The organism is Bradyrhizobium sp. LTSPM299 (assembly GCF_000938235.1).
Lineage (GTDB): Bacteria > Pseudomonadota > Alphaproteobacteria > Rhizobiales > Xanthobacteraceae > Bradyrhizobium.
Window position 1 is genome coordinate 46292 of the sequence record NZ_JYMU01000087.1, and the last position, 21187, is coordinate 67478.

Annotated in this window: 14 protein-coding genes; 7 read left to right on the forward strand and 7 right to left on the reverse strand. The window is 64.8% G+C overall.

Annotated features, from left to right (window positions below; all coding sequences use genetic code 11):
- Positions 1-3 precede the first annotated feature (3 nt).
- Genes UP10_RS38230 through UP10_RS38240 form a run of 4 tightly spaced genes read right to left on the reverse strand, consistent with a single transcriptional unit; the run spans position 4 to position 4033 of the window.
- Positions 4-1236: an NAD(P)/FAD-dependent oxidoreductase gene (locus UP10_RS38230; RefSeq protein WP_044592345.1), complete on the reverse strand. Its 1233-nt coding sequence runs from the start codon at positions 1234-1236 to the stop codon at positions 4-6.
- 16 nt (positions 1237-1252) lie between these two features.
- Positions 1253-1651 carry an MFS transporter gene (locus UP10_RS46190; RefSeq protein ID WP_245322168.1) on the reverse strand — a complete coding sequence of 133 codons (399 nt, stop codon included), beginning with the start codon at positions 1649-1651 and terminating at the stop codon, positions 1253-1255.
- Positions 1648-2484 carry an MFS transporter gene (locus UP10_RS38235; protein ID WP_245322169.1) on the reverse strand — a complete coding sequence of 279 codons (837 nt, stop codon included), beginning with the start codon at positions 2482-2484 and terminating at the stop codon, positions 1648-1650. The genes UP10_RS46190 and UP10_RS38235 overlap by 4 nt, the downstream gene beginning before the upstream one ends.
- A 52-nt stretch (positions 2485-2536) precedes the next feature.
- On the reverse strand, positions 2537-4033 hold the full coding sequence (locus tag UP10_RS38240) for an amidase (RefSeq protein WP_156180671.1): 1497 nt from the start codon (positions 4031-4033) through the stop codon (positions 2537-2539).
- Between the two features lie 213 nt (positions 4034-4246).
- On the opposite strand from UP10_RS38240, the gene UP10_RS38245 reads away from it, so the two are divergent.
- The gene (locus UP10_RS38245) at positions 4247-4915 is read left to right on the forward strand and encodes a helix-turn-helix domain-containing protein (RefSeq protein WP_044592347.1); all 669 of its coding nucleotides are present in this window, start codon (positions 4247-4249) and stop codon (positions 4913-4915) included.
- A gap of 66 nt (positions 4916-4981) precedes the next feature.
- Here UP10_RS38245 and UP10_RS38250 read toward each other — a convergent pair whose 3' ends face one another.
- Entirely contained in the window at positions 4982-8086 is a 3105-nt protein-coding gene (locus tag UP10_RS38250) for an Rne/Rng family ribonuclease (protein WP_044592380.1), read from the reverse strand.
- Positions 8087-8791: 705 nt separating this feature from the next.
- Here UP10_RS38250 and UP10_RS38255 point away from each other — a divergent pair.
- The 5 genes from UP10_RS38255 to UP10_RS38275 all read left to right on the forward strand — a co-directional run bounded on the left by UP10_RS38255 (position 8792) and on the right by UP10_RS38275 (position 15997).
- Complete coding sequence (locus UP10_RS38255) at positions 8792-10132, forward strand: N-acetylmuramoyl-L-alanine amidase (protein WP_044592381.1); 1341 nt, start codon at positions 8792-8794, stop codon at positions 10130-10132.
- Between the two features lie 240 nt (positions 10133-10372).
- The gene (locus UP10_RS38260) at positions 10373-12856 is read left to right on the forward strand and encodes a penicillin-binding protein 1A (RefSeq protein WP_044541899.1); all 2484 of its coding nucleotides are present in this window, start codon (positions 10373-10375) and stop codon (positions 12854-12856) included.
- Between the two features lie 119 nt (positions 12857-12975).
- Positions 12976-14107 (forward strand): peptide chain release factor 2 gene (prfB, locus tag UP10_RS38265; protein ID WP_156180673.1). Its coding sequence is split into 2 segments (ribosomal slippage): positions 12976-13044 and positions 13046-14107, totalling 1131 coding nucleotides; the frame shifts between segments, so codons are not numbered across the junction.
- Positions 14108-14110: 3 nt separating this feature from the next.
- Entirely contained in the window at positions 14111-14980 is an 870-nt protein-coding gene (locus tag UP10_RS38270) for an NAD(P)-dependent oxidoreductase (RefSeq protein ID WP_044592349.1), read from the forward strand.
- A gap of 81 nt (positions 14981-15061) precedes the next feature.
- On the forward strand, positions 15062-15997 hold the full coding sequence (locus UP10_RS38275; protein ID WP_044592350.1) for a DMT family transporter: 936 nt from the start codon (positions 15062-15064) through the stop codon (positions 15995-15997).
- Here the strand turns inward: UP10_RS38275 and UP10_RS38280 are convergent.
- Positions 15957-18110 (reverse strand): carbamoyltransferase C-terminal domain-containing protein, encoded by a 2154-nt coding sequence (locus UP10_RS38280; protein WP_044592351.1) that lies wholly within the window; start codon positions 18108-18110, stop codon positions 15957-15959. The genes UP10_RS38275 and UP10_RS38280 overlap by 41 nt on opposite strands.
- 158 nt (positions 18111-18268) lie before the next feature.
- Between UP10_RS38280 and UP10_RS38285 the strand changes: the two genes are divergently transcribed.
- Positions 18269-19504: an ABC transporter substrate-binding protein gene (locus UP10_RS38285; protein ID WP_044592382.1), complete on the forward strand. Its 1236-nt coding sequence runs from the start codon at positions 18269-18271 to the stop codon at positions 19502-19504.
- Positions 19505-19780: 276 nt separating this feature from the next.
- On the opposite strand, the gene UP10_RS38290 is transcribed toward UP10_RS38285, so the two are convergent.
- A complete protein-coding gene (locus UP10_RS38290; RefSeq protein ID WP_082077508.1) occupies positions 19781-21181 on the reverse strand; it encodes an O-antigen ligase family protein in 1401 nt (466 codons plus the stop codon).
- Between the last annotated feature and the right edge of the window lie 6 nt (positions 21182-21187).

Genomic DNA, 21187 nt, shown 5'->3' on the forward strand with positions numbered 1-21187 from the left:
AGGTCAGAACCGATCCGGCCGATACGGCGAGGCGTCCACGGAGGGGGCCTCGCCGTTCATCATTTCGGCGAGCAGTCGCGCCGTGGCGGGGCCGAGCGTGAAGCCTTGATGGCCGTGGCCGAAATTCGTCCATAGCCCGCGATGGCGTGGTGCAGGCCCGAGCACCGGCAGCATGTCGGGCGTGCAGGGGCGCGTGCCGAACCACGGCGCGGGTTCGACCCTGGTCCCGATCTCGAGCAGGCCTCGCGCGGCGGCTTCTGCATGGCCGAGCTGAATCGGCGTCGCGGGAGCGTCGGGGCTGGTTAGTTCCGCACCGGTGGTGATGCGGGTTCCCTTGGCCATCGGCGCCATCGCATAGCCCATCGCGGTGTCGACCAACGGCAGATCGAGCGAGCGGCCGCCCTGATAATGCATGTGGTAGCCACGCTTGCGCACCAGCGGAATCCGGTAGCCGAACTTACGCAGCAATTGGGGCGACCAGGGCCCGAGCGCGACCACCACGTTGGCGGCGTCGATGCGGCCTGCGGCGGTATCGAGCGACCAGCCGGATGAGGTCTCCGTCAGCGTCTGCGCGTCGCCGCGCGAGAGCGTGCCGCCGAGGCGCTCGAACAGGCCGGCATAGGCCGAGACGAGGCCGCCAGGATCCGACACGGTCCAAGGTTCGAGCCAGTGGATGGCGCCGGGCAGGTCGTCGCGCAGGATCGGTTCGGCCCTGGCGAGCTCGCTGCCATCAAGGACACGAAACGTCACGCCATAGTCGCGCTGGTTTTCTTCCGCGGCCGCAATCGCTTGCTCCAGCGCCGCGGGATCGCGGTGAAGGATGCGGAAGCCGGCGCGACGGATCAGATTGTCAGCATGGGCCTCGCGGATCAGCGTGTCGTGCTCCGACGTGGCGTGGGCGATCAGGCGCGCCCAGGCGACGGTGGCCTTGCGGTGCCGCTCGGGCGTGGAGTGCCACCAATAGCGCAGCAGCGGGCCGGCGTGCTGCGGCAGCGAGGCCAGCCGATAACGCACGTCATTGGTGCGGCCCATCGCGATCCTTGCAAGCGTCGCGAGATCGCGCGGCATCGGATAGGGCCGGACCGCCTCGCTCTGGATGATCCCGGCATTGCCGTAGCTGGTCTCCCGGCCGGGCTCCTTGCGGTCGACAAGCGTGACCGACCAGCCGCGGCGCTGCAAATGCAGCGCCGTACTGACGCCCACCATGCCGCCGCCAAGAACTATCGCGCTTTGCATTGAATCCTGTTCTCCGTCAGGCTGGGCTCGACGCCAGCGTGGCGCGGGTCGTGCCGATGGTTGAAGCGACGACAACGGAGATCGCCGTCATGACGATGAGAAAGCCGAAGGCTGCGTCAAAGGATCCGGTGCCGCTCACGATGAAACCCATCACGGCTGGGGCGACGAAGCCCGCGCTCTGGCCGCCGAGATTGACCATGCCGACAGCCGATCCGATCTGGTCGTCGCGGAGCAGTTTTGTGGGAAGCGCTATCACCGAGGCCAGCACGAAGCTTTTGAAGAAGTAGACCAGCGATTGATACAAGATCAACGCCGTGATCGTCTCCGACTTGTACATTGCGTAGAGGAAAATGCCAGTCAGGGCGGAGCTGCCGATCAGGAGGTATTTCTCGCGCTCGGCGAAGAAGGTCGTCATGACCCAGCCGCCGATCGCGGTCGCGATCGTGCCAGCACGAATGGAATCGGCGTCAGCAGGCCGACCGCCTTCAGATCGAGCCCGCGCTGCTGCAGCAAATAGAGCGGCATCCAGGAATCCAGCCCCTTGTTGACGCAGCTCAGACCGAACCAAACCACCATCAACTGCCAGAGCAGCGGATTCTTCATCAGCTCGCGCATCGGCGCGCGGCTGGCGGTTAGCGTCGTGACGGCGGCGCCCGAACCGGTATCGCCGGTGCGGCCGATATGAGGCACGAAGATGAAATAGACCAGCGCAAACAGGATACCGGCGAAGCCGATCGCATTGAAGGCATGACGCCAGCCGAGCCAGAGGATGAGCGGCGCCATGATCAGCGGTGCGACCATGCTGCCGGCATAGTTCGATGACAGCAGCAGTGCCGACATCTTCGGCCGGCTGTCCCGCTTGAACAGTTCGGCGACGGCCCGGATGCTGGCCGGCGGAAAGCCGCCCTCGGCGATACCGAAGATGAAACGGATCGCCACCAGCGAGGCGAGCGACCACGCGACGCTGGTGAAGGCGGTGAACAGCGACCACATCGCGATCGTGACGATGACCACGTATTTCGAGCCGAAGCGATCGGACAGCCAGCCGCCCGGGACCTGCATCACCGCGTAGCCGAGAAAAAATGCGCTGATGACGATGCCGAGATCGGATGCCTGCAGATTGAAGTCCTTGCCGATCTGCGCCAGCGCCAGCGAGATGGCCGCGCGGTCGATGTAGGAAATGCAGAACGCGAGGTAGAGCAGGACGAACCCGACGACACCAGTGTTCCGCTTCGGCAGGGCAGGCATCATCATCTCCGATCACGCACCGCGCACCGGTGCAGCTAGCGTTGGTGTCGGGCTAGTCCCATGCGAGGAAGCCTGGTGCCGCCGACAACGGCGGTGCCGCGGCCAGCCGCGCGAGATCGGGGATCGGCCGGCGCAGGTCGGGAGCCGCCGCGAACGCCGCCTCGAGGGCGGCCGCCACGGCCAGCACGATGGCGTCGCCGCCGCGCGGTCCGACGATCTGCAGGCCGAATGGCATGCCGGCCTCGTCGACGCCGACCGGCAGACTTATGGCCGGGTGTCCCGCGAGCGTCACGCCATAGGCAAGCGCAAGCCAGTGGAAATAGGACGTCGTGGGTTCGCCGTCGATCTCGGTGGGATAGAGTTCGGACCAGGGACGCGGACTGAGCGTGATCGTCGGGCTGATCAGGACATCGCATTGTTCGAAGAAGGCCTGAAACGCACGGTAGATTCGCGTCTGCGTGGCTGCGGCACGCGCATAGTCCTGGAGATCGTAGCCGAGGCCTTCTTCGATATTGGCCCGTACATTCCGGCCGAGCATTTTAGGACGCTCCTGGTAGGTCTTGCCGTGCGTCGCCAGGAACAGCGCCGCGCGCAGCACGGCAAAGGCGTCGTCGGCTCCGCCGCAATCCGGCGTGGTCTCGCGGCATTCGGCAACCATCGGCGCAAGCTGCGCGACGCGATGACGGAAGACGCGCCGGATCGCGCGCTCGGTCGGCGCAAAGCCGAAATCTTCGGTGAAGGTGACGCGCAGCTTGGCGAGCTCCGCAGGGCGGGGTGTGTTCCAGCGCTCGGGACGTCCACGCAAGGGCTCACCCGGCAGCGTGTAGGCGAGGGGGTCGCGCACATCGTCGCTCGCCATCACTGACAGCATCAGCGCGATGTCGGCGACATTGCGCGCCATCGGGCCGTCGGTCGACAAATTGGACCAGCCGAATGCGCGCCGTTCGCTGGCCACCAGGCCATAGGACGGGCGCATGCCGACGATGCCGGCATACGCTGCGGGGTTGCGCAGGCTGCCGCCGGTGTCGGAGCCGGAGGCGAGCGGGGACATGCCGCATGCCAGCGCCACGGCGGAGCCGCCTGACGAGCCGGCCGCCGAGCGCGAGGGATCGAACGGATTGCCGGTCGCGCCGTGCACGGGGTTACGGGTGTTGCCACCGGCCGCCCATTCCGGCGTGTTGGTCTTGCCGATGATGATCGCACCCGCCGCGCGCAGCCGCGCGACCGAGGCCTGGTCGGTGGCCGGCACATGATTGGCGAACAGCGGGCTGCCATAGGTCGTGCGCAGCCCGGCGGTGTCCTGGGTATCCTTGATGAGCAGGGGAAGCCCGTGCAGGGCACCGGTCTCGTCACCGCGAAGGATCGTAGCCTCTGCCGACTTGGCGGCCGCGCGGGCACCCGCCTCATCGAGGGTCACGACGGCGTTGACCGCGGGGTTCGTTGCAGCGATGCGCGCAAGGCAGCCATCGAGCAGCTCGACAGGCGAGACTTCGCGCTTGGCCATTAGCCGTGTCAGCTCGACGGCGCTCGAATCGCAGAGTTCTGCCAAGTGTGATCCCTTTCCGTTGTGAAAATTATTTAGCACATCGGAAATTAAACTCGAGGCTTCAATATTGGCCAAGACGGTCATTTTTGTGCATATTGGATAGGAATTCTGCCTGAACGATCGTCATGAGCCCTCCATCGACGATCCGGAGCCCAGAAGAATTAGATCGATCGAACAACAATTTTTCTGGCTGCTGATACGTGATAGAGATCGAACATGAGCGACATCACCACGCCCGAGGGGACCAACTCCCAGCTCGGCCAGTGCCTGAAGGCCGCCCGCCAGGTGCGGGGCCTGACGCTGAAGCAGGTTGCGGAGCGGACCGGAATGGCGTTGTCGACCTTGTCGAAGGTCGAGAATGGGCTGATGTCGCTGACCTACGACAAGCTGCTGCAGCTCACCTCGGGCCTGCAGATGGAGATCGCCGAGCTATTCAATCCCGCCGCCGGCCGGCCCGGGCGGGATCGACCCGTCACGGCTCGCCGCAGCATCAGCCGGGCTGGGCAGGGGCAGGTGATCACCACCAAATTTTATACCTACAGCTATCAATGCACCGACCTGATCGGCAAACGCATGGTGCCGATCATGGCCGAGGTGCGGGCCCGCTCGCTGGAGGAGTTCGGCCCGCTGCTGCGCCACGCCGGCGAGGAGTATTTTCTGGTGACGAGCGGGCGGGTCGCGGTTCACACCGAATTCTATGCACTGGAGATCCTGAGCGCGGGCGATGGCATCTATCTCGACAGCACGATGGGACACGCCTACCTCAACGCCGGCGACGAGCCGGCCAGGGGTGTCTGCCTGTGCACGAGCGAGGCGCCGGATCTCTATGATCAGCTGCGCCAGATCGCGACCCGCGATGCGGCATCGCTCAACGAAGGCGGCTGACGTTCGGCGCGCCTGTCCAATAAAAAACGCCCGGTTTGAACCGGGCGTTTTCGTTTGCGATGGGTCCTAATCGCCGCCGCCGAAGCGCCGCGACCACCATCCCTTGCGGGTCGGAGCCTCGGTGGTGGCAGCCGGTCCGGCCTCTGGAGCGGAGGCAGAGTGCGATGATTCCGCCGGGCTCTGGACCAACTCGGGCGCTTGAGCTTCCTGCGCCGGACTCGAGGCGAAGCTGACCTTTTCACGCACGGTCGAACGTCGCCGCGCGGCACGCTCGGCCTCGGCCGGGTTTTCGTCGGGTACGACGGAAGCCTCGGCAGGTGCCGGCTCGGCCGGCTGGAACTCCGGCGCAGGTGCAACCGGCTCGGGCTCGACCAGCGATGGGGCGGGCTCGGTCGAATGGCCATCGAAGTCGGCGACCGCGTCAGTGACTTCCGGCGCCGACGTCGGGCCCAGCTCATCGGCGATCGATCCCGCGAGACCGTCCTCCGGTCCACCGGTGCCACGCCGGCGGCGGCCGCCACGACGTCCACGGCGGCGCGGGCGGCGCTCGCCATTGGCGCCCTGATCGCCGCGCGAACCCGGTTGCTCTTCGCCTTCCTCCTCGTCGCCTTCGGCATCCTCGGCCGCGACCGCTTCGGTGGCCTCAGGCGCCACATGCATGAGGGCGTCAGCGTCCTCGCGCGGCGCCGGGCCGCCCTCGCGCGTTTCGCCGCTGGCGCGACCGCGCCGCCGGCGACGCCGCTTGTTGCGGCGCTGACCATCACCTTCGCCCTCGGCACCAGCTTCCTCGCCGGCTGCCGGGTCGTCGGCAAGGCTCTCGGTCTCTTCGGTTTCGACCTCGACCTCGGCCTCGTATTCAAACGGTTCCTCGTCGTCATCGGCCTCTTCAGGCTGCGCCGGCGACGCGGCGGCCTGCGCCACCAGCAGCGCCTTAGCCGCTTCGAGCGTATGCACCTGTTCGCCGCGATCGATGATGTAGGACTGCTGGGCGCTCACCGTGGCGTCGGCGACCACCGCCAGCGTCACCTTGAAGGAGTTTTCGAGATCGCGCAGATGGCCGCGCTTGTGGTTGAGGACATAGAGCGCGACGTCGGTGCGGGTGCGCACCACCAGATTGTGGGTTGCGCCCTTCATCAGGATTTCCTCGATGCCGCGCAACAGCTGCAGCGCCACCGACGAGACCGAGCGGACGTGACCCGAACCGCCGCATTGCGGGCAGGGCTCGGTCGAACTCTCCAGCACGCTGGCGCGGATGCGCTGGCGCGACATCTCCAGCAGGCCGAAATGCGAGATCCGGCCGACCTGGATCCGTGCACGGTCCTGCCGCAGGCAATCGGACAGCTTGCGCTCGACCGAACGGTTGTTGCGCTTCTCGTCCATGTCGATGAAATCGATGACAATCAGGCCGGCGAGGTCGCGCAAGCGCAGCTGCCGCGCGACTTCCTCCGCCGCCTCCAGATTGGTCTTGAGCGCGGTGTCCTCGATGTGGTGCTCGCGCGTCGCCCGTCCCGAGTTGACGTCGATCGAGACCAGCGCCTCGGTCTGGTTGATGACGATGTAGCCGCCGGAGCGCAGCTGCACGGTCGGCGAGAACATCGCGTCCAGCTGGCTCTCGACACCCATCCGGGAAAACAGCGGCTGGCCGTCGCGATACAGCTTCACCGCGCGCACGTTCGCGGGCATCAGCATCTTCATGAAATCGCGCGCTTCGCGGTAGCCGGGTTCGCCCGCCACCTGGATCTCGTCGATCTCCTTGTTGTAGAGGTCGCGCAGCGAGCGCTTGATCAGCGAGCCTTCCTCGTAGACGAGGCTTGGGGCCTGCGACTTCAGCGTCAGGTCGCGCACGGTCTCCCACATCCGGATCAGATACTCGAAGTCGCGCTTGATCTCCGGCTTGCTGCGGGCAGCGCCGGCGGTGCGCAGGATGATGCCCATGCCCTCGGGCACGTCGAGGTCCTGGACCACTTCCTTCAGCCGCGAGCGGTCCTGAGCGGAGGTGATCTTGCGGCTGATGCCGCCGCCACGCGCAGTGTTGGGCATCAGCACGGCGTAACGGCCGGCGAGCGACAGATAGGTGGTGAGCGCGGCGCCCTTGTTGCCGCGTTCTTCCTTGACGACCTGAACCAGCATCACCTGGCGGCGCTTGATGACTTCCTGGATCTTGTACTGGCGGCGCGGCCGGAACGCGCGTTCCGGAACTTCCTCGAGCACGTCGTCGCCGCCGACGGACTCGACGACTTCCTCTTCCTCGCCGTCTTCGTCGTCGTCCTCATCGTCGCTGGCTTCGTCGGCATGCTCGCTCTGGGATGCGGCAGCGTCGCCGGAGCCATGCTCGGCTGCGACGTGGTCGTCGCCGGTCGCATGAATCTCGTCACCATGGGGCGCGTCGTCAGCGTGGGCCGCGTTTTCCTCGGCCTGCTCCTCATGCGCCCGCTCAGGCTCATGATTGTTTTCGACGACGGTGTCCGGCACTGCTGACGCAGCGGATGCCTCGACCACGGCAGCGACGGGATCGGGCTGGGCGTCACCAGCCAGAGCCTCGCTTACCGCGGGGGCGTGGTCGTGCTCTTGCGCGTGGTGATGATCGTGGTCGTGATGATGGTCATGGTCGTGATCATGATGATCATGGCCGTGATCGTCATGGCCGTTGTCGTGTGCCTCGTGCTCATGACCTTCGTGGGCAACCACGTCATGCTCATGATGTTCGGCATCGACGGGATGTTCGTGCCCGTCGTGGGGCTGCGGCGCCTGCGGATCGACAGCGGCGCCTTCGATCACCTCGCTCTGCACGCGATCGCCATTGCCGCGGCGGCGGGCGTTGCGATGCCGCGACCGGCGGCGGTGATGGCCGCGGTTCTCGTGCTCTTCCTCCGCCTCGCGATGTGCGCGCTCATCGGCTTCGATCAGCGCCAGACGGTCGGCGACCGGGATCTGGTAGTAGTCGGGATGGATTTCGCTGAAGGCCAGGAAGCCGTGACGATTGCCGCCATATTCGATGAAGGCGGCCTGCAGCGACGGCTCTACGCGCGTGACCTTGGCGAGGTATATATTGCCGCGCAGTTGTTTGCGCTGGGCAGTCTCGAAATCAAACTCTTCGACGCGATTGCCGCGGACCACAACGACCCGGGTTTCTTCCGGGTGGGTGGCATCGATCAACATCTTGTTGGGCATTTTGGGGCTCTTGACGGCGGCGGGCGCGGTGCATGGCGCGCGCAAGCTGCGCGGCCCGGTGACGCGACGGTCCACCTGATTCGGGGGTGAGGGGAAGGCCAAAACGCGTCTTGAGGCGCAGCGCCGATCGGGAGCCCACCGTTACGATGCGACGGGCGGAGCTTTCGCCTCGCGTCAGCGCGATCGTCTCGGGGATCCTGGTCGGCAATACAGTCTGGCGCATTAAGCGTCGGCCCGTCTAAACATGGTGGCGGCGAGAAATACCGCCGTATCTTTTGCTGAAAGCCCAGCGCGGCGCCGAAGCGCCTGCCGGCCATCGCATATCGAGGCCCCGAAGGACCGGATAATCAGTTGTGCCGTGTCTCAAAACCGTCCCTCTGGCGAGAGTGTGCCTGGGACCGGACGCCGCTCGGGCTCGAAACCGCCCCTCCTTGTCAGCCGCGCGCTGCGCTGGCTGCGGAGGGGATCGGAAAAACACGTTGGACCTTTCGGGACCGAAAGTTCCACCGCTGCACCGGGAGGCTGAACGCGACACAACCGGGAGTACTAGCCGTCAGCATTCCGTACATACGTGGATTGGCAGTCAGGCGCAAGAGAAGCGTCGCGGCAGGGCAACACTCGATCCTTTTCGCTCTTGCGTCATTAAGGCACGATTAACCGTGTGGTTTTAATCGGGTAAGACGCTGCTTGGGAGGCACCGAGTCGGTGGCGAACCGCGCAAATCACCTTGTTTTGCTGGGATGCGGGCTATTGTGCGCCGCAGCATTGGTGTGTGCCGAGCCGACCGGTCCGAGTGCCGCCGAGGGGCCGAAGGCGGCAGCAGCCACTCCTATCAAAGTTGCTGCCGAGGCCGCTCCCGCCGCCACCCCCAGCTTCCCAATCGCTTCCGACGCGCGACTCGCCGGCGACGGCAAGCAGACCCGCTTCATCCTCGACCTCGACCGGAAAATCGAGTTTCGGGCCTTTCCGCTGGCCGACCCCTATCGGGTGGTGGTCGACGTTCCGCAGGTCACCTTCCAGCTCGCAGCCGGCACTGGCGCTGCCGGCCGAGGGCTGGTGAAGGCATTCCGCTATGGCCTGGTAATGCCTGGCGGATCCCGAATCGTGTTCGATCTCACGGGGCCGGCGAAGGTTGCCAATTCCTATGTGCTCGACGCCGCCAACGGCCAGCCGCCGCGACTGGTGCTGGAGTTCGAAGAGGTCGACCGCACCGCCTTCGTGCAGTCGCTCGCCCCGGAGAACCGGCCTGATCTCAAGCGGGCGATCTCCGACACCAATGCCAATGCCGCGGTCGTCCCTCCGGCCACGACGGCGGCGCTGACACCAGCCGCGATCCCGGACGCGCGCCCGCTGATCGTGATCGATCCCGGCCATGGCGGCATCGACAACGGCACCCAGTCCGGTGGCGAGATGGAGAAGACCCTTGTCCTGGGATTCGGCCTCGCTTTGCGCGACCGGATCGAGAAGTCGGGCAAGTACCGGGTCGTCATGACCCGGACCGACGACACGTTCATTCCGCTCAATGACCGCGTCAAGGTCGCGCGCACCCAGTCGGCCGCGCTGTTCGTGTCGATCCACGCCGACGCCTTGCCGCGCCGCGAGGGCGATGCCCAGGGCGCCACGATCTACACGCTGTCGGACAAGGCCTCCGACGCCGAGGCCGAGCGGCTGGCCGACGCCGAAAACAAGGCCGACTCGATCGGCGGCGTGAACCTGACCGATGAGCCGACCGAGGTTGCCGACATCCTGATCGACCTCGCGCAGCGGGAAACCAAGACCTTCTCCAACCGCTTTGCCCATCTCCTGATGACCGAGATGAAGACCACGGCGAGGATGCATAAAAATCCGCTGAAATCGGCGGGTTTCCGGGTGCTCAAGGCTCCCGATGTTCCGTCCGTTCTGGTCGAGCTGGGCTATGTCTCCAACAAGGATGATCTCGAGCACCTGGTTTCGGAGAGCTGGCGGAACAAGACCGTCGGCTCGATGGCCCAGGCGATCGACGCGTTTTTCGCCAAACGGCTGGCAACTGCCGGACCGGCCAAATGAAATCAGCTGCGTGAGAAGGCCGTTGCGCGACAGAAGCCCTAGTTTGGCCACAGCCGCGACGGTATAGAAAACGGACCGCAGGGCCGTCAGAATCGACCATATTGTCTGACGGCTCTTGTATATTGGGCATGTGCAACGATCGCTTGTTGCGCCCAGGCTTCGCCGCGTGAGACGCTTTCGCACGTTAGGACCGGCGCTTCCGAGAACCGAGCGCCGACGGGTAGGGACGGAACTTCGATAATGCGCCTGCTTGTGCGGTTTATGGGATTCTTGTTCGCCGCCGGAACCGTCGTGTTCCTGGTCGGCATCGCCGCCGTCGCCGGTGCGATCTGGCATTTCTCCAAGGACCTGCCGGACTATTCGCAGCTGCAGGACTATGAGCCGCCGGTGATGACGCGGGTGCATGCCGCCGACGGCGCGCTGCTCGGCGAATACTCCAAGGAGCGGCGGCTCTATCTGCCGATCCAGGCGGTGCCGAAGCTCGTGATCAACGCGTTCCTCGCCGCTGAAGACAAGAACTTCTACGAGCACGGCGGCATCGACTATTCCGGCATGGCACGCGCCGCGATCCTCTATGCACAGAACTACGGCTCCAACCGCCGTCCGCAGGGTGCCTCGACGATCACCCAGCAGGTTGCGAAGAACTTCCTGTTGACCAACGAAGTCTCGTTCGCGCGCAAGATCAAGGAAGCCTTGCTCGCGATGCGCATCGAGCGCGCCTATTCCAAGGACCGCATCCTCGAGCTTTATCTGAACGAAATCTATCTCGGGCTCGGCGCCTACGGCATCGCAGCCGCGTCGCTGGTCTACTTCGACAAGTCGGTCAACGAGCTGACGATCGCGGAGGCGTCCTATCTCGCGTCGCTGCCGAAGGCGCCCGCGGCGCTGCATCCGGTGCGCAACCGCGACCGCGCCATCGAGCGGCGCAACTATGTGATCGACCGTCTCCTGGAAAACGGCTGGATCAAGCAGGCCGATGCCGACAAGGCGCGCAAGGATCCGCTGGTCGTCACCAGCCGCAGCAACGGTGCTCATATTTTCGCCGGCGAATATTTTGCCGAGGAAGTCCGTCGCGACATCTTCGAACGCTACGGCGAAAAGAAACTCTATGAGGGCGGCCTGTCGGTCCGCACCACGCTCGATCCGAAAATCCAGGTGATGGCGCGCAAGACCATGGCGGCCGGTCTCGTCAACTATGACGAGGCGCAGGGCTGGCGCGGCGCGATGCAGAAGCTCGACATTTCCGGTGATTGGGGTGTCAAGCTCGCCGACGTCAAATCGCTCTCCGACGTCGCGCCGTGGCGATTAGCTGTTGTGCTTGATACCAGCGACCAGTCGGCACGGATCGGCTTCCAGCCGGGCCGTGAGCTCGGCGGCGCAGTCAGCAAGGAACGGCAGACCGGCATCATTACGATGGATGGTGCGCGTTGGGCGCGGAGCAAGGGCAAGACGCCGACGGCCGTCTCGCAGGTGCTGCAGCCCGGCGACGTCATCTATGCCGATCCGCTGGTGAACAAGGACGGCAACGCGGTCGAAGGCCAGTATCGCCTGCGGCAACTGCCGGAGATCTCCGGCGCCATGGTTGCGATGGATCCATGGACCGGCCGCGTGGTTGCGATGGTCGGCGGCTTCTCGTTCGATCAGAGCCAGTTCAACCGCGCGACCCAAGCCTACCGGCAGCCGGGTTCGTCGTTCAAGCCGATCGTGTATTCCTCGGCGCTGGACAATGGCTACACGCCGTCGAGCATCGTGGTCGACGGGCCGATCGAGATCGACCAGGGTCAGGGGGGCGGCGTCTGGCGTCCGGAAAATTTCTCGACCGGTCACTATTACGGCCCGACCACGCTGCGCAACGCGCTGACGCATTCGCTCAACACGGTGACGGTGCGGCTTGCACAGGATGTCGGCATGCCGCTGATCGGCGAGTATGCCAAGCGCTTCGGCGTCTATGACGAACTGCCGAATTTCCTCTCTTACGCGCTCGGCGCCGGCGAGACCACCGTGATGCGGATGGTCACGGCCTATTCGATGTTCGCCAATGGCGGCCGCCGTGTGAAGCCGACCTTGATCGACCGCATCCAGGATCGCTACGGCCACACCATCTTCAAGCACGATGCCCGCGAATGCCGCGGCTGCGACGCGCCTGGTGGCTGGAAGAACCAGCCTGAGCCGCAATTGATCGACCGCCGTGAACAGGTGCTCGATCCGATGACGGCCTATCAGATCACCTCGATGATGGAGGGCGTGGTTCAGCGCGGCACCGCGATGGTCATGCGCGACGTCGGCAAGCCAATCGCCGGCAAGACCGGCACCACCAATGATGCCAAGGACCTCTGGTTCGTCGGCTTTTCCCCGGACCTCGTGATCGGCCTCTATCTGGGCTATGACAAGCCGCGCTCCCTCGGCCGGAACGCGCAAGCGGGTCATACCGCGGCACCGATCGCCCGGGACTTCATGAAGCTCGCGCTCGCCGACAAGCCGGCGACGCCGTTCAAGATCCCGGCTGGCATCAAGCTGATACGCGTCGATTCCAAGACCGGCACGCGGGCCGGTCCGGGCGGCGGCGGCAATACCATCCTGGAGGCCTTCAAGCCGGGCACGGCGCCGCCTGAGGGGTATTCCCCCAGCGTTGCCGACGCCGATGGCCGCGCGCCTCAGCCGTCGCAGGGGCAGCAGCCCGATACGGGTCTGTTCATGCGTCCGGGAACCGGCGGGCTGTATTAGCGCGCCTTCAGGGCAAATCACCGGGCAAATCACTGGGACGGCGCGGCCAAGCCGATTGCGCTTTGCCGCGCCGGTCGCTACATCCCTCGCAGCTATTGCACCGAACAGTCGAAGAGCCCATGCGCGCCGAAATCGAACGCCTTGTTGAAGAGATCAAGCAGTCAGTCGGGCTGCTGAGGAGGCATCTTTGACGTCGATCAATCGACGGCACGCCTCGCTGAGCTGAACAAGCTCGCTGAAGATCCCAATCTCTGGAACGATCCCCAGAAGGCCCAGAAGTTGATGCAGGAGCGCACCTCATTGGAGGACGCGCTTTCCGGTATTGGCAAAGTCGAGCGCGAACTCGATGACAATGTCGGCATGATCGAGCTCGGCGACGCCGAGAACGACGCAGGCGTGGTGGCGGAAGCCGAGGCCGCGCTCAAGGCGCTCAAGAAGGAAGTCGCCCGCCGCGAACTCGAGGCGCTGCTGTCGGGCGAGGCCGACCGGTTCGATTCCTATCTCGAGGTTCACGCCGGCGCCGGCGGTACCGAAAGCCAGGATTGGGCCGAGATGCTGTTGCGCATGTACACGCGCTGGGCCGAGAAGCACGGTTTCAAGATCGAATACCTTGAAGAGACCCAGGGCGAAGAAGCCGGCATCAAATCCGCGACCATCCAGATCAGCGGTCACAACGCCTATGGCTGGTTGAAGACGGAAGCCGGCGTGCACCGGCTGGTGCGGATCTCGCCGTATGATTCCAACGCGCGCCGGCACACGTCGTTTTCCAGCGTGGCGATCTTCCCCGTGGTCGACAACAGTATCAAGATTGATATTGCCGAGTCCGACGTCCGCACCGACACCATGCGTTCGGGCGGCGCTGGCGGGCAGCACGTCAACAAGACCGAGTCGGCAGTGCGGCTGACGCATATTCCGACCGGTGTGGCGGTGGTCTGCCAGGCAGGGCGCTCGCAGCACAAGAACAAAGCCCAGGCGTGGGACATGTTGCGTGCGCGACTCTACGAAATCGAGTTGAAGAAACGCGAAGAGCAGGCCGCCGCCGATCAGGCCGCCAAGACCGACATCGGCTGGGGCCACCAGATCCGCTCCTACGTGCTGCAGCCCTATCAGATGGTGAAGGATTTGCGCACCGGCGTGCAGACGTCTGATACATCCGGCGTGCTCGACGGCGATCTCGACGAATTCATGGCCGCGACGCTGGCGCAGCGCGCCTTCGGCACCGGGCCTGGCGCGGTCGAGGATGTGGATTAGCTCATGCAACGCGTTGCCTTCATCGGGTTGGGGCGGATGGGCCACGGGATGGCCGGCCGCTACCTCGATGCCGGCTTCACGGTCTCCGTGTGGAATCGCAGCAAGGCCAAGGCGGAAGACCTGATCGCGCGCGGCGCACTCTGGGCGACCTCGCCGGAGGATGCCGCGATCGACGCCGAAGCCGTTATCACCATGGTGGCCGACGACGACGCCTCGCGCGCGGTGTGGCTGACCAAAGACGGTGCCGCCGCGACCATGAAGGCGGGCACCCTTGCGATCGAGTGCTCCACGGTGTCGTATCAGCACACACTCGACATGGCGCATGAGCTGCGCAGCCGGGGGCTGGTCTACATCGATTGCCCGGTCACCGGCCTCCCCGAGGCGGCCGCCGCGGGCAAGCTGACGCTTTTGGTCGGCGCTGATCCTGCCGATCTCGACAAGGCGCGGCCGTATCTGGCGCCGATCGGCAGCACCGTCCGTCATTTCGGCGCGGTCGGCACCGGCACGGTGTTCAAGCTGATCAACAATCTGATCGGCGCGGTGCAGATCGCAAGCCTCGCCGAGGGCGTTGCGATGGCCGAGCAGGCCGGTCTCAACATGCAACTGGTGGCCGAGGCGCTCGGAACCGGCGCGATCGCAAGCCCGCAGGTGATCCGCCATTCCAAGCGGATGGTCGCCCGCGACTTCTCCGGCGCCTCGTTTACCGCCGCGCTGCGCCACAAGGACGCCGCCTACGCGGTCCGGCTTGCCGAGACGTTGTTGCCCGATGTCCCCGTCAGCCGCGCGGCGCTTGCGGCCTACGACCGCGCGAAGGCCCACGCGCCCGACGCCGACGAAGGCCAGATGATCGAGATCGTGTCGCGGCCGAAATAGCTCGGCCGGCGGTTGTCGGAAATCGGGTGGGAATATCAGCTGCGACTGACTAGTCATCTGCAGCGCAGATGAGAGCCGGACATGCCTTCCACTGACAACAGGATCGACAGCCGCGACTGGGTGCTGCTTGGCGTGCTCTCGGTGTTGTGGGGCGGGTCGTTCTTCTTCAACGGAGTCATCGTGCGAGAATTGCCGCCGCTGACCCTGGTGCTGCTGCGGGTGGCGCTAGGGTCTGCGATCCTGCTGCCGTTGCTGCGATCCCGTAAGATCGAGTTTCCACACGGCTGGTCGGGATGGGCGCCGTTTGTCGCGATGGGCCTGTTCAACAACGTCCTGCCGTTCTCGCTGATCGTGTTCGGGCAGACCTATATTTCGAGCGGGCTGGCCTCCATCCTCAATGCCACCACGCCGCTGTTTGCCGTGGTCGTGATGGCGGTGGCCGGTGAGGAAAAATTGCAGGCGCGCCGCGTTGCCGGTGTTGTCGCGGGCCTGATCGGGGTCGCGATCCTGCATGGCGATGCGCTTGGCTTCGAGACCAGGCAGGGCATCGGCATCCTGCTGTGCCTGGCGGGCGCCTTCAGCTACGGCCTCGCGGCGCTGGTGGCGCGGCGGCTGCCATCGCGGGTACCGCCGCTGGGAACGGCGACGTTCCAGATGCTGGCCTCGGCCGCGATGATGGTTGTCGTCGCCGGCGTCGTCGATCGGCCCTGGCAATTGCCGATGCCTCATATGACGACGTGGCTGGCGGTGCTCGGTCTTGCAACATTGTCGACGGCACTGGCCTATAGCGTGTTCTTTCAAATCCTGCAGCGCTCCGGGGCGACCAATGTGATGCTGGTGACGCTGCTCGTTCCGGTCACCGCGATCCTGCTCGGCTATCTCGTGCTCGGCGAGCCGATCTCGCTCCGCGAGGTGATCGGCGCGCTTGTGATATCAAGCGCGTTGCTGCTGATTGACGGGCGCGTGTTGACATGGATCAGCCGCGCGCCTTCTTCCAGGCCTCATACCACCCCGTGAAACGTCCGCTGTCGCGCGCGCCGCCGTGCCAGGCGGCGGTGGCGGTGCCGTCGTCGGCGACCAGCACCACCGCATCGAGCCCCTTGGAACGGCGCAACGTGTCCATCGCCTGATCAGGCGTCTGCGCGATTGGGCCGGCGACATTGAACGATGTGTTGACTGACATTTCGACGCCGATGCGGCGTCCGAGCGCCTTCAGATAGGCGTAGGTGAGGGGATCGTCCTCGGCACGCACGATCTGGATCCGACCGGTGCCGTCGGCATGCACCACCGCCGGGATTTTTTCGCGCGCCTGCGGCTTCGAATGTGCCGTTAGCACCATGTAATTATAGGCATTGTAGCCGTCGTCGGAGGCACCGTCCTCCAGCACGAAATAGTCGCGCGCGGCTTCCAGTGTCGCCATTGGCGCCAGCGGGCGAATTGCTTCGCGATATTTGACGCGCTGATTGAGCCGCTCGCGCACATTGGGATCGCATGGGTTTGCCAGGATCGAGCGGTGCCCGAGCGCACGCGGACCGGTTTCCGCGGCGCCCTGATAGATCGCGATTACGCCGCCTTCCGCGACCATGAAGGCCATCAGGTCGGCAATCGCGTCGCGCCCGTCAGGCGTCGCGACACTGCCGATCTCGGTGGACGCGACATCGTCGGCTTGCAACGCCGCTGTGATATCGGCATGCGACGGCGGCAGGCCGCAATAGAATGCGTGCGACAGCGGCGCGCCGCGCGCAGCACCAGCCATATGCGCGAACAGCCACGCGGCGCCGATCGGCACGCCGGGATCGCCGGGCACCGGCGGCACCCACAGATGCAGCCGCGTCTTGCGCTGTTGCGCCGCTGCGAACCAGGTCTCGTTGAAATGCTCGAGCAGCCGCATGTTGGCGAGCGCGTTCAGCGCCACGCCGCCGGTCAGCACTAGGCGGTCGGTGCCGGTGATGCGCAGCAGATGATCGACCACGTGGATCATCGCGTCCTCGAACACCATTTGCGTCGCGGCGGCCTTGTCGAGCCGATCCTTGGTGTCGGGACGGTGATGGATGTCCTCCACCCGCAGCATCGCATCGGGATTCCAGAGCTGGTCCGATCGCAGCGGCGGCCCGAGGATATCGATCAGCGGCGCCTTGTAGGGATTGTCGACCGGATCGCTATACCAGTTTGCCATCGCTCGATTGAGGCGCACCTCGCCGTCAGGACCGAGCTGCAGCACCTCTTTCAGCCGCTGATAATACGGATTGGTGGCGCGATTCATGTCGCCCCAGGCAGCGGCGCCCATGTAACGGCCTTCGCTGGATAACCATGTCCAGCCGCCCTGGCTCGACGAGATCACGCTGTAGAAAGCGCCGAGCGAGTCGAACAGGCTGTCGTTGCAGTAGAGCTGCTTCATCTCGCCGTTCTCGGCGGCGTAGAGCGAGATCGAGCCGGCATCGCCGGTGCCGTCGAGCACGGCGATCGCGACCGGTTCGTGGTGGTCGGCGAACGGCGAGGCTGCGAACGAGAACCAGGCGTGGTTGTCGTGATGCGGCATGCAGATCAGCGGCAAGGGTTCCGCCAGCCCGAGTTTGCGGCCGAGCTTGGGCGACAGGCGCCGCACCTGGTCCAACTGGCGCAGGTTGATCGCGGCCGCGAAGGGCGTGCGCAGCAGCTTCAGGCTGGCCGGCGCCTCCTCGAACGAGGTGCGAACCAGCATCGACGTCAACGCAGGATAGTCCCACGTCGTGACGAAGGCAGCGATATCGCTGATGTCGCGGCCCATCCGCCGCAGCACCTCGCGCATGTCGTCCAGTGCGGCTTCAGGATATTCGGTGGTGTGCTTGTTGCCGGAGAAGCGCTCTTCCTCGTTGTTGACGATCAGGCGCGGCCCGCCGCTCTGCGTGACCTCGACCAGCGCGACGCCGGTATTGTGCGTCCCGGGACAGGCCAGCCCCGCGATATACACAGTTTCGCCACGTTGCAGCCGTTCCCGGATCGAGGCGAGGGTGCGTTTGGCGGTGTCGCTGTTTGCCTTGTGCAGGCCGAGCCGCGCCATCGCCGGCTCGCTGATCCGGCGCGTCAGTTCATAGCCGGCCGCCGCGAGGCGCGGATGGCGCGGACCAATACGTATTTTCGGCTTAAGCAAACAGACCGCCCCGACTTGTGAGTCCCCGATAAATCTTCAAACACAAATAGCACTACGCAACAACGCCGTTTCGTCCGGCGAAAAAACCGGGTGCTTGCAAGCACATGCACGACTTGCGAGACTTGCCTCAAAGCCAACGACAAAATCGGGAGGACATGATGCCAGCTCGTTCCGGATATAGTGTTGCGATTGCGGCCTTCGCAAGTGCGACGCTGATAGCGACATCCGCGTTCGGGCAGAAGACATACGATCCCGGCGCGACCGACACCGAGATCAAGATCGGCAATATCATGCCGTACAGCGGCCCGGCATCGTCCTACGGCGTGATCGGCAAGACCGAGGCCGCGTTCTTTGCGATGATCAATGACCAGGGCGGGATCAACGGCCGCAAGATCAACTTCATCAGCTACGACGATTCCTATTCGCCGCCGAAGGCGATCGAGCAGGCGCGCAAGCTCGTCGAGGGCGACGAGGTGTTGCTGATCTTCCAGTCGCTGGGCACGCCGTCGAACGCGGCGATCATGAAATACATGAATGCCAGGAAGGTGCCGCAACTGTTCGTCGCCTCGGGCGGCACCAAGTTCGGCGACCCGAAGAACTTCCCCTGGACGATGGGCTTCCAGCCCAACTACCAGAGCGAAGGCCGCATCTATGCCAAGTACATCAGAGACAATTTCCCCAACGGCAAGATCGCGGTGTTCTGGCAGAACGACGACGCCGGAAAGGATCAGTTCAAGGGCCTGAAGGATGGGCTCGGCGACAAGGCCAACATGATCATCGCCGACAAATCCTATGAGGTCAGCGATCCCTCGATCGATTCCCAGATTGTCGCGCTGCACGATTCCGGCGCCGACATCTTCTTCTCCTGGGCCGCGCCGAAGGGGTCGGCGCAGGCGATCCGCAAGGTCGGCGAACTCGGCTGGAAGCCAAAGTTCTTCCTCGCCAACACCGCGACCTCGGTCGCCTCGGTGCTGAAGCCGGCGGGGCTCGAATATTCCAAGGGCATTATCTCGACGGCGTATCTGAAGGACCCGACCGATCCGACCTGGGACAAGGATCCGCCGGTGCAGCACTGGCGCGTCTTCATGGACAAGTACTATCCCGATGGCGACAAGACCAATGCTAACAATCTCTATGGTTACGTGCAGGCGGAGGCGATGGTGCAGGTGCTGAAGCAGTGCGGCGACAATCTCACGCGCGAGAACGTCATGAAGCAGGCGGCCAATCTGAAGAACTTCCACTCCGACCTGATGCTGCCTGGCGTCATGGTCAATACCGGGCCGGACGACTACTATCCGATCGAGCAGATGCAGCTCCAGAGATTCAATGGTGAGGCATGGGAGCTGTTCGGCGATGTCATCACGGGCGAGGTCGGGCACGACGCGACAAGGTAGGTGTTTGCCAGTCATGCCAGCCCGGCTCGCGCCAACTCACCGCTGTCGTCCCGGCGAAGGCCGGGAGATAGCCACCGAATTCAGTTGCAAGAGAAGCCGACGCCGCTTGTGCCCTTTCCGCGGGCCGCGGCGTATGGGTCCCGGCCTTCGCCGGGACGACAGGGAGTTTGTTGCGCGGTGTGTGAATCATACGTCCGCATTCTCGCGACATGAATTGTCCGAGCTTTGCATTTCGTCGGGCAACTCAGCTGTAAGGGCGATGCCTGTCCTTTGCCATCACACCCACGGTCCCCGCGTAATGATGGGCGTCCGAGGCAGGATCACGGGTGAAGCCTTGTCTGAAACAGTGTGATCCTTCACGCGGATGCACGAGGGCTCGGTCGCGGCGAGCCCTGTGAGCATCTTCTCGGGCCGGCGGTTGCGCAGCGCGATGCCGCCGGCGACGCCGACGCCGATCACGTAGATCCAGCCCTCGTGAAAATCTGTGAGATGCGAGTTGAGCAGCGAGCTCGTGATGTTCTGCACGACCACGACGAGCCCGATCCAGGCCACCAGGTCGCGGCCGGCGAACAGCCTGACATGGCCGATCCACATCGCGTAGAGCAGAAAGACGCCGATGAGCCCCCATTGAATGGCGACATTCAGGGTCTGGTTGTGCGGGTTGTTGACCACTTCGGCCTGTAGCCCGGTCTGCCCGGCCGCATCGCGCTTGAACAAATACTTGATCGAACCGGTACCGTGCCCGAGGATCGGTGCCTCGGCGATGAACTTCAGCGACTTCTGCCAATAGATCAGCCGCTGCGCCGTCGAGGCGATCCCCGAAATATCCTGCGCGTGATATTCAACGGTGACGTCGGCGATGCGCTGGCGGAGGTAGGGCGACGTGGTCCAGATCACGAGGCTTACCAGCGCAACGCCAGCGAACAGCGCCCTTGTGGCCTGCCTGCTGAGATGCAGCGACGCGAACAGGATCAGCAGCACCGGCATGTAGACCAGCGCGGTTCGCGCCGAGACGACATAGAGCATGTTGGCGACGAACAGCAGGATCAGCGCCAGATAGAAGGCTGCCGCCGCCCATTGCCGTGCCCGCAGCGCCGTCAGCGCGGGCAGTGCCAGCGCGAAGGCGCACAGCGCGAACTCCTGGCTCTGGTCGAGATAGTTCTTCACCGGGACGCCGGCAGACGCCGTGTGGGCGAGCTTGAGCTGCGGCAGCGCCAGCACGATCCAGGACAGGATCATCATCAGCGTGCACGAGATCAGGAAGGCGGCAAACACCCATCGCCCGCGCTGCGAACGCTGGAAGTATGCCAGCAGGAACGGCAGCGCGAGAAACTTGCCGAGCGGCTTGATGCCGGGCAGCCGCTCGGCCCAGCTCGCCTCCGACCACACCATGCCAACAAGCGCGAGCGCGACGAGGGCAAGCGCGAGCGCGCAGGCCGGGGTGGCGAGATCGAGGACGAACTGCTCCCAGTCGATGGTCGGGATGACAGCGAAAAGCCAGAGCACCATGAAGATGGCCGGCGCCGAGGTCGACCACGGCAGAGAGGCCGCGGCGAGCGTAATCAGGGCGTCGGTCGTGCGGGCATAGGCGGCCGAGCGACACAGGTCCCGGCATCGCTCCCGCAACGACGGCTCGGGTTGGGGGTCGAAGTCGACAGTATCGAGGTCGGTGGTCACGATAGG